Annotated in this window: 5 protein-coding genes and 2 pseudogenes; 1 reads left to right on the plus strand and 6 read right to left on the minus strand. The window is 69.4% G+C overall.

Annotated features, from left to right (window positions below):
- Positions 1-47 precede the first annotated feature (47 nt).
- Positions 48-842, minus strand: a complete 795-nt coding sequence (locus ACFY1J_RS45935; RefSeq protein WP_390733295.1) for a hypothetical protein — start codon at positions 840-842, stop codon at positions 48-50.
- 332 nt (positions 843-1,174) lie between these two features.
- Here ACFY1J_RS45935 and ACFY1J_RS45940 point away from each other — a divergent pair, with 332 nt between their 5' ends.
- Positions 1,175-2,062: a hypothetical protein gene (locus ACFY1J_RS45940; protein WP_390713011.1), complete on the plus strand. Its 888-nt coding sequence runs from the start codon at positions 1,175-1,177 to the stop codon at positions 2,060-2,062.
- Positions 2,063-3,240: 1,178 nt separating this feature from the next.
- Here ACFY1J_RS45940 and ACFY1J_RS45945 read toward each other — a convergent pair.
- The 5 genes and pseudogenes from ACFY1J_RS45945 to ACFY1J_RS45965 form a co-directional block, all read right to left on the minus strand.
- Positions 3,241-3,390: pseudogene (locus ACFY1J_RS45945) on the minus strand (IS3 family transposase); the annotation flags it as partial.
- A 214-nt stretch (positions 3,391-3,604) separates the two neighbouring features.
- Positions 3,605-4,942 carry an SWIM zinc finger family protein gene (locus ACFY1J_RS45950; protein ID WP_390733296.1) on the minus strand — a complete coding sequence of 446 codons (1,338 nt, stop codon included), beginning with the start codon at positions 4,940-4,942 and terminating at the stop codon, positions 3,605-3,607.
- Entirely contained in the window at positions 4,939-7,947 is a 3,009-nt protein-coding gene (locus ACFY1J_RS45955; RefSeq protein ID WP_390733297.1) for a DEAD/DEAH box helicase, read from the minus strand. The genes ACFY1J_RS45950 and ACFY1J_RS45955 overlap by 4 nt, the downstream gene beginning before the upstream one ends.
- Positions 7,948-8,035: 88 nt before the next feature.
- Positions 8,036-8,686, minus strand: a complete 651-nt coding sequence (locus tag ACFY1J_RS45960) for a site-specific integrase (protein WP_390713014.1) — start codon at positions 8,684-8,686, stop codon at positions 8,036-8,038.
- Positions 8,687-8,803: 117 nt separating this feature from the next.
- Positions 8,804-8,932, minus strand: a pseudogene (locus ACFY1J_RS45965) (IS5/IS1182 family transposase); the annotation flags it as partial.

Genomic DNA, 8,932 nt, shown 5'->3' on the forward strand with positions numbered 1-8,932 from the left:
CCCGTTCTCTCATGCCCGCGACCGCGCCCGCACCTCCGTCCAGACGATCACCCGCTGCCGCCCGAACAAGATCCGGTTTGCCACAACGCACTCAGCTGGTCCCGGCCTTCCTTCGACGCCAGGCCGCCGCTCACGGGGAGCGGTTTGCCGCGGAACCAGTCGGCGAGTTCGGGCGCGTCGGGAATCTGGTCGGCTCTGACGTAGACGGCCGGCTGCAGTGTGGTCTGGCTGGCAGGGTCCGAACTGATCAGACCGCCCACGACAATCTCGGCGTTGGTCTCGTCGGCGAACCTCGCGGTCTTCCGCTCGAGCCCGCTGTGGTGGCTGCCCTGGAGCTCGGCGAGCGGCAGTGACACCTTGTCGGCGTAGCTGCGGACGCTGGTTGCGGCGGGAATCCGGCCCGTCATGGCGTGGGCGAAATCGACTGCGACATCGGTCAGGACCCGCTTGTCCTGGTGCTCGTCGTGCCCGGTGAAACCGACCACGGCCACGTCACGCGTCCCGCTCATCCGGGGGAGCGGGGGCGGCGGGGGCCGGAACGCGAAGAGCACCGCCACGCTGCCGAGAAAGAGGCCTGCGGCTGCAAGCCACACCAGGATCCGGGACCGTCGCGAGCGCTGTGCGAACTTCTCCGCCACCACGACGCGTACCGCCACCACATACCCGGCAAGCGCGGCGAGAATCGCCAGGGTGAGCGGTACCAGGGGGAGAGCGGAGCCGGACTTCTCCGTCACAAGGAGCGCACAGGGCACGCAAGCCGCGAACACCCCGAGCAGCGACCACAGCCACAGAGAGACACCGCTGTCACCGTCCGCGGGGTTCTCCGTCGAGTGATTTGGCATACGCCTCCTCACTCCGTCGGCTCAGCGGCGCAACTCCGTGCCGACCAGCACCGTACGGTCGACGAACGACGTCAGCGATCACCGCCACCCTCAATGTCAATGTTTGTGCTCTGATTTCCCCAGATCAGACCTCCAGCACCCTGCAGAGACGACTGACCCGCCCGGGCATTCCCAGCACCAGCAAGGCACGCAATGAGAGCGTGGCGCGCAGCAAAGGCGCGTCGGCGACACGGCGGTAGCTGTTGAGTGCGCGTCCGCGTGTCGAAGTCTCGAGCGGGCAGTTCCACGGGATTAGGTTGTCAGCGCGCTCGGAGAAAGTGGGGAGACGGCGGGTGACGGGACGAGAGGCTACGGAGAAGTCCTTCTTTGAGAAGGCCGCCTACATCGTCACTCCGGGGTCGGTCGTCTTCGCTCTCTTGTACTACTTCGGCTACACGTACCGCAGCGCGTATTATGCCTACTTCGGTCTGAGCGCCAGTGAGTTGGAGTTCTCCTCCCAGGATTACCTACTCGGCAGTCCGGCGGCGGTCTTTCTCCCGCTGTGGATGCTGCTCGTTCTCGGATTCGTCGGCGTACTTGCGTTCCGGGCGCTGGAGCGGCGGCTTTCGCAGCCTGGGGCAGCGACGCGGCGGGTCATGGTCCGCCGACTGCTCGCCGCGGTGGGTGTCGGCTTGCTGTTGCTCAGCTTCCCTGTCTTCCTGGAGCCCGCGTGGTGGCAGCGCACGACCGCGGTGCTTCTGCCCATCGGCTGGCTGCGGGTCGTCCTCCCAGCCGTCCTGGTTGCCGTGGGCGGCCTTCTGGTGCTGTTCGCCATGTATCTGAGCCGCGGTCCGCACCGACGCGGCGGACGTTTCTGGGGCATCACGGAAGGACTGCTCGTCTCCGCGACAGTGCTGATCGTGTTCTTCGCCCTGGCACGCTACGCCCATGGAGCGGGGACGTCGGAGGCACACGCGGACGTGATGCGGAACTTCAGCGGTATGCCACGTGTCCTGGTCCACTCACGTCAGCCGATGTTCCCAACGGCCCCCAACGTGCACTGCAAGGACCGGGGCGCCGCCTATCTGCCCTACCGGTACTCGTGTATAGGGTTCCACGTGTTGGCGAAGTCGAGCACGCGGTACTACCTCGTGCCGAGGGAGCGTCTGGCCGACGGGGACATCACCCTGGTTCTCGACGATGACAACGCCATTCGGGTGGAGGTCCTCGGTCGGAGGTGAAGGCGAAACGGCGCCGCCGTTCAGGTGGGGAAGGCCGACGGCACTTCGCCGGGGGCTGTGTCCTGATCCGTGGGCGGGCCGGTCGGTGCGCTCGTGTCCGGTGGGAGCGGCGTCGGTGTACTCGGCTCACTCGTCTCAGTTGGTGTACCCGGCTCACTCGTCTGAGGAGTCGCGCTCGGTCCTGTAGTCGTTTCTCCATTGGACCCGCGCGATGATACGGCCGCCGTCACGTCGCCCTGGTCCGTCTTGAGTTCGATCTGGAAGCCTGCATCGGCGGCACCGGAGGGAATGAGCAGGGCGAAATGGCATGTTTCGCCGGGCTGAAGCGTCTGGCCCTCGCAGTCGTCGGCGTTGATTCTCGGAGCTTCCGTGCTGGTTGCTGGGGATTCTCCCACCAGCCGTGCCGTCTCGACCTTCATGGGTTCGTCCGTGGCATTGGAGACGGTAACGTCCACCTTGGTCGACTCGCCCGGGTCGGCCCGCGGAAAGTCAATCTCTGAGTTACTGTCCCCGCCGTCCTCCGCACCTGGGAACAGGGTTGCGAAACCGGCCGTTTGGGGTGGGTGCGTCTGGGATGCCTTGTGGGGCGCATTGCCGCCGCCCCCGCAGCCGGTCATCACGGTCGCAAAGGTCAGGAGTACTGAAGCGCGCAGGGCACTTGACGCAAGCCACAGAGCATGCCCACGGACTTCCGGTGTACCCGACATTGCGGCCTCCGCTGTCAGTCTGATGCGGCTTTCGAGCGTGGCACGAGTGTGCGTAGGAGTTGGGTGGTGATCTATTGGCACACCGCCCGGTCACCCAATAGGGGGCCCGCACGCCACCGTGCAGCCGATCTCGGAGCACCGCAGACGGTAGATGCCGTCGGTGGCATACGGGTGCGCCAGCTGTTCGCGGCGATGGCCAACGCGTGCCGCACCGGGAATGCCGGCTGTCATGTCAGCACGACGCCCGGCCCTGGGCCTTGACCTTGATTGAACCCGGGCGGCGCACCACGTCCGGTCCACTGCTCGCGGGCGCGGCGAAGCGGGGCAGTGCGGCGCGGCGGAACGATCGACGCTCCGAGTAGATGCGGAGCGGACATGCCCCACAGGCTCGTCATCTTCCTTGATGGGACGGGCAATCAGGTGGGTGTGAGGGGCCCTGCGCTTCTCGGACAGCGGTGTTGAGGGTTCTCCCTATGTTGCTGCCTGCAACTCCTCGTACTCGGCATGGACTTCTGCGGGAGTCTTGTAGCCGAGTCCGGAGTGGAGGCGTATTCGATTGTAGAACATCTCGATGTAGCGGACGATCGCCCAGTGGGCATGTGCGCGTGTTGGGAACGTAGTGCAACCGCCTCACGACCAATTGCGGGAGAGCCCGTTACCCAGACTCGCTGCTCGGCAGGTTCGGCTAAGCCGTTTGTGCCGTTCTGCCACGCCAGGATTCCTATCTGGTAGAGCCAGCCGTCCTTCACCTGTCGGCGGGCGTGCAGCCGTCCGCGGACTTCCTGGGCGTCGGGGAGTATGACGAAGATCGGAGCCCCTTGAGGTGACGTTGTGGTCACGAGCGGCGATCTTGGAGCACGAGCAGCGCCGCGAGGGCCGTGGCGGGGTCGGGGTCGGGTTGACCGATGGGCCACCAGGCGCCGTCCTCCTTCCCGTAGGGATACCAGCGGCCGTCGCGGCCGTAGCGCAGTTGGCGGTCGCGGCCGACGACGGTGAAGCGGTTGCGCCACGCGCGCAGCTGAGGAGGCCGTCCGTCCGCCCAGTCTTCGGCGAGCAAGGCCCGGGCGCGGGCAAGTACGGCCGGGTCTGGGGTCCAGGAATCCTCCAGGACCGCGAGTGCGGCTGTGCCGCCGTGGCGCCAGGCCCGTACCGCCTGGGCGAGCTCGGACAGCGTGCGACCAGTGCTCTCGGCGATCCGGGCGAAGACCTCTGTCTGCGGGTGCTTGGCTGCGATGCGCACAGCATCCTGCCACTCCGTCAGGTCAGCCGGAGGAGGTGGTGCGTCGTCCGCCAGCGCGGCGGCGAGTTGGCGACGGGCACGCTCGGCCGCGTCGGCGGCCAGGGTCTGAAGCGCCTCCGGGTCGATGCCCGGTTCGGCGGGCCGGGAGGTTGCGAAGACGGGCGGGTGCCCGGTGCGTTCGGGCAGGGGTGGCGGCCCGGGCAGCGGTGGCAGGTCGGCGCGCGCCGCGAAGGCCTCCCGGGCCGGTGTACCTGTGGGTGCGGTGGGAGTGCGCGGGGACGGAACCGACGCTGATGCCGAAGCCGCCGCCTTGGATGCCGCGCGGGCGGCGTTGCGGCGGGCGAGCTCGTCCAGCAGCTGCTGTTCGCCGCGGCCGCGCATCAGCAGCAGCACGAAGGGGTCCTCGTCCAGCAGGCGTGCGACCTGGTAGCACAGCGCGGCGCCGTGCTTGCACGGGTAGCCCCAGTCGGGGCAGGAGCAGGACGGCTCCAGGTCGTTCGCGGACGGTAGCAGCCGCACGCCCGCCTTCAGCGTGTCCTGTACCAGCTCGGTGGGCATGTCGTGGTCCAGCAGTGCGGCGATGTGCCCGGCGCGCCCCGCCACCGGGTCGAGGAGCCGGTCCCATTCCGCGTCGTTGAGGACGGGGATCGCCAAGGATACCCGGTAGGGCCGCGGCCTGCTGCCCTGCACCGGGGCGCTGATCCGGCCCGGGACCACGGTCATCTCGCCCACGGATCCGCGCCGCGCGTAGGTGCGACCGCGGGTGAGGCGGCCGGAATCCAGTGAGCACTCCTCCAGTGCCGACACCCACGCCTGGCCCCACCAGGTTGAGACGAAACTGCCCCGGCGGCCGGGAGCCGGAGGGAAGGGAGGGAAAGTACGGGCGAGCTGTTCCTGGGTCCGCTGGTTGGGCGTCGTCGGGCGCGGGCTCACTTGCGGCTTCCCCTCGTGGTGCTCTGGCGCGTGGTGATTTGACGGTCCGTGCTCCGGGGCGTGGTGTTGTGGCGCATCGTTACCAGTTCGGCCAGTTCGGCGTCGGAGAGTTCGGTGAGTGCCGCCTCGCCATGGCTCAGCACTGCGTCCGCGAGCCCCTTCTTCTGCTTGAGCATCTGCGCGATCCGATCCTCGACCGTCCCCTCCGCGATCAGCCGGTGCACCTGCACCGGCTGGGTCTGGCCGATGCGGTACGCGCGGTCGGTGGCCTGGTCTTCGACCGCCGGGTTCCACCAGCGGTCGAAGTGGATGACGTGACCGGCGCGGGTCAGGTTGAGGCCGGTGCCGGCGGCCCTGAGGGAGAGCAGAAAGACCTGCCGTTCGCCGCGCTGGAAGCGGTCGACCATCTCCTCGCGCTGCTTGACCGGCGTTGCGCCGTGCAGGAACTGCGCCGCGGTGCCGCGGGCGGCGAGATGCTGCTCCAGCAGCCGGCCCATCTCGACGTACTGGGTGAAGACGAGCACCGAGCCGTCCTCGGCTACGATTGCATCCAGCAGCTCGTCGAGCAGTTCCAGTTTGCCGGAGCGGCCGGCGAGTTTCGCGTTCTTCTCCTTCAGGTACTGCGCCGGGTGGTTGCAGACCTGCTTGAGGCCGGTGAGCAGCTTCATCACCAGACCGCGCCGGGCCATCCCGTCCGCCTCGCCGATCGCCGCCAGCGACTCGCGCACCAGCGCCTCGTACAGGGACGCCTGCTCCTTCGTCAGTGAGACGGGCTGGTCGGTCTCGGTCTTGGGCGGCAGCTCGGGGGCGATGCCGGGATCGGACTTGCGGCGGCGCATCAGGAAGGGGCGGACCAGGCGGGCGAGGCGATTCGCACTCTCCTGGTCGCCGTCGGCCTCGACCGCGCGGGCGTAGCGGTCGCGGAAGGCGGTGAGCGTGCCGAGCAGGCCGGGTGTCGTCCAGTCGAGCAGGGCCCACAGCTCGGAGAGGTTGTTCTCAACTGGGGTGCCGGTCAGCGCGATGCGCCCGGCGGCGGGGACGGTGCGCAGCGCCCGCGCGGTGTCCGAGTACGGGTTCTTGACGTGCTGCGCCTCGTCCGCGACCAGCAGGCCCCATGGCACAGCGGTGTCGGCCAGGCGCTGGGCGTCGCGGCGCAGGGTGCCGTACGTGGTGAGGACGAAGGCGTTCGGTGTGAGGTCGTCCAGGGTGCGGCCCGGGCCGTGGAAGCGGCGTACGGCGATGCCGGGTGCGAAGCGCTGCACCTCGCGCTCCCAGTTGCCGAGCAGGGACGTCGGACAGACCACCAGGGTGGGGCCGTGGGCCGATCGCTCGTGACGGCGCAGGTGCAGGGAGATCAGGGTGATCGTCTTGCCGAGGCCCATGTCGTCGGCGAGACAGCAGCCCAGACCGAGGGAGGTCATCCGGTCCAGCCAGTTCAGGCCCCTCAGCTGGTAGTCACGCAGGGTGGCTGCGAGCGTGGCGGGTTGGCCGGCGGTGGCCGATGCGGCGTCCGGGGCCGCCTCCGGCTCGGCGATCCGCGCGCGCACCTGCTCCAGGGCGCCGCCCGCGGTGACCGGTACGGACTTGCCGTCGATGTCTACTGCGCCGGTCAGCGCTGCGCCCAGGGCGTCGATCGCGGTGAGCTTGCGGCCGCGCTGCTTGCGGACGTTGCGGACCAGTGCCTGGTCGACCACCACCCACTGGTCGCGCAGCCGCACCACCGGGCGGTGCGCCTCGATGAGGCGGTCCATCTCCTCCTCGGTCAGCGGCTGCCCGCCCAACGCCAACTGCCAGCGGAATTCAAGGAGTTGACCGGAAGTGAGGAAGGTCTCCAGGTCCGACTGAGTCTTCTTGCGCCGGGGCGGCTCCAGCAGGCCGGTCGCGGTCAGCTCTTTCGCCAGGCCCTTGGGCAGGTGGACCTGGATTCCGGCGGCGGCCAGCCGCTCGGCGGCCTCGCCGAGCAGGTCCAGCAGCTCGTCGTCGGCGAGCTGCAGCACATCGGGCGCGACCGCCGAGAGCAGGCGCGACAGCGGCGGCCATGCCTTCGCGCCGCGGCGCAGCGCCAGCAGCGCATCGATACGGGTACGGGCGCCGAACTGCTGCGGGGCGGCAGCATCACCGGCCCACAGCTCGGCCGCGTCGACTACCAGGGTGGGGTCGGCGAGGCTGTGCAGCTGCACCACGGCCCGGAACTTTGGCCCGGCGCCGCCGCTGTCGCCGTAGCCTTCGCCGTCCCAGCTGCCGCCCCACGCGTCGCTGTCTTCCTCCAGGCGCAGGGAGACGCGCACGCCCGCGTCCATCCCAGCGGCCACCTCGGCCGCCCACTCCCGCTGTTCGGGGATGGGTACCGGCATCCGAGCGGCGAAGGCCGGACCGGCCATCAGGTGGCGCGCCGCCGGGGAGCGCGGTAGGCCGTCCGCGACCGCGTCCAAAAAGGCGCGCAGCAAAGGCTCGGCGGCGGGCAACGCTACGGGCGACGAGCCCGGCAGCGGGACCGCGCGCGCCTCCGGCGGCATCGCCGCCGCGAGGTCCCGGATCCGGCACACGTCGTCGCCGTCCAGCGGACCGAGCCGCCAGACGTCGAACCCGCCGGGGCTCAGCCCCGGCAGCAGCCGCCCCCGCGCGGCAAGTTGAAGCGCGATCAGGGCCCCTGCTCCCCACCACGCGGCGGAGGCCGAGGCGTTGCCGCTCTGCACCAGGGCGCGAGCGCGGGTGAGTACGGGCACCGCCTGCGCGACCGGCAGCAGCACCGCGCTCACGCTCCGCCGCCGGACCCCCCTCCCGTGCGGCCGCACGACGGTGAGCTCCTCCGGCTCCACATCACAGTCGGGCAGCTCGCCGCCGTCCGCCCGCCAAAACGCCACGCGGCCTTCCCGGGCCGGATCTCCGGGCAGGAAGACGGCTTCGCATGCGCTGAGCGCGGCTGCGGTAGCCGGCGCAACCGCTCCCGGCTTCCTCTGCCCGGCAGGCTCGTCCACTTCGACGACCTGGAGGCTACGCGCCATGATCGGATGCCCTTCGAACCGGGGTGCGGGCATGCGCGATGACACCGTCACGCCGTGTCATCGCGCATCCACAAGCTGTACCGGAATGCTATCGGCCCGTGACGGGCGCTCGCGGCGCGGACAAAGGACGCATGAGCGTCAGTGCACCCAGTCCTTGAGCGGCTCGGTGTCCAGCGTGACGCCGACCGCCGGTGTCCCGGGCTTCCACCTGGGCGAGGACACGCACCGCCGTGCCGTCGGCCGGCACCTTCTCGGCGGCCGCAGCCTCCTCGACGGCGGACACCTGCTCGATGGAGACCAATGACGACCGCCACGGACTGGCCCGCACGTAGCCGATGCGGACCAGGTGCTTGTAGAGGCTGGCGATCGCGGCAGCGTCCCGGTCCCAGGTGGTTCCCCCCACCGTGTCCTCGGCGTCTTCACGCCGCCACTGCCGGAACTGCAGGATGTCCATCTCGGTGGCCGAGCGCAGGTCCGCCCCTCGGGCGAGCAGGAAGCCGAGCAGCATCAGCACCGTGTAGGCGTAGGCCCGCATCGACTTTCCGTCCCGCCGGGCCAGCGCCAGACTGCGAAACCACGAGGAGACCGGTTCCACCGGCCGCATCGCATCGTCCAGGAGGACCGGTGTACCCGCCGGGAGTCGATACCGCTCAAGAGCCGCCGCCAGCAGGGACCGATCGATCCCTGCGACATCGCCCACCCGCCACACCGCCCGGTGGTTGGCGAAGTACAGCCGCACCGACCCCTCCCGTACCGACCTGAGCACGTTCGCACGTACGCAGTCACGCCAACGGAAGATCACTGCCGACGGCTACGGGGCGCACAAGATCTCACCCAGATGAGACACCCTTAGAAGTCATCTCATTTGGTTGAGTCTGCGGTAGCAGATGGGGTGCAGGCGATGCTGGTGAAGGCCAGGAAGTGGCTGGCCTTGCGTTCGTAGCGGCGGTGCAGCCGGCGGCATCCGGCGAGCCAGGCCATGGTC

The organism is Streptomyces sp. NPDC001406, from assembly GCF_042895285.1.
GTDB lineage: Bacteria > Actinomycetota > Actinomycetes > Streptomycetales > Streptomycetaceae > Streptomyces.

Coding starts and splice junctions, on each gene's coding strand:
- ACFY1J_RS45955 (WP_390733297.1), bottom strand. CDS start 7,947: ATGGCGCGTAGCCTCCAGGTCGTCGAAGTGGACGAGCCTGCCGGGCAG.
- ACFY1J_RS45935 (WP_390733295.1), bottom strand. CDS start 842: ATGCCAAATCACTCGACGGAGAACCCCGCGGACGGTGACAGCGGTGTC.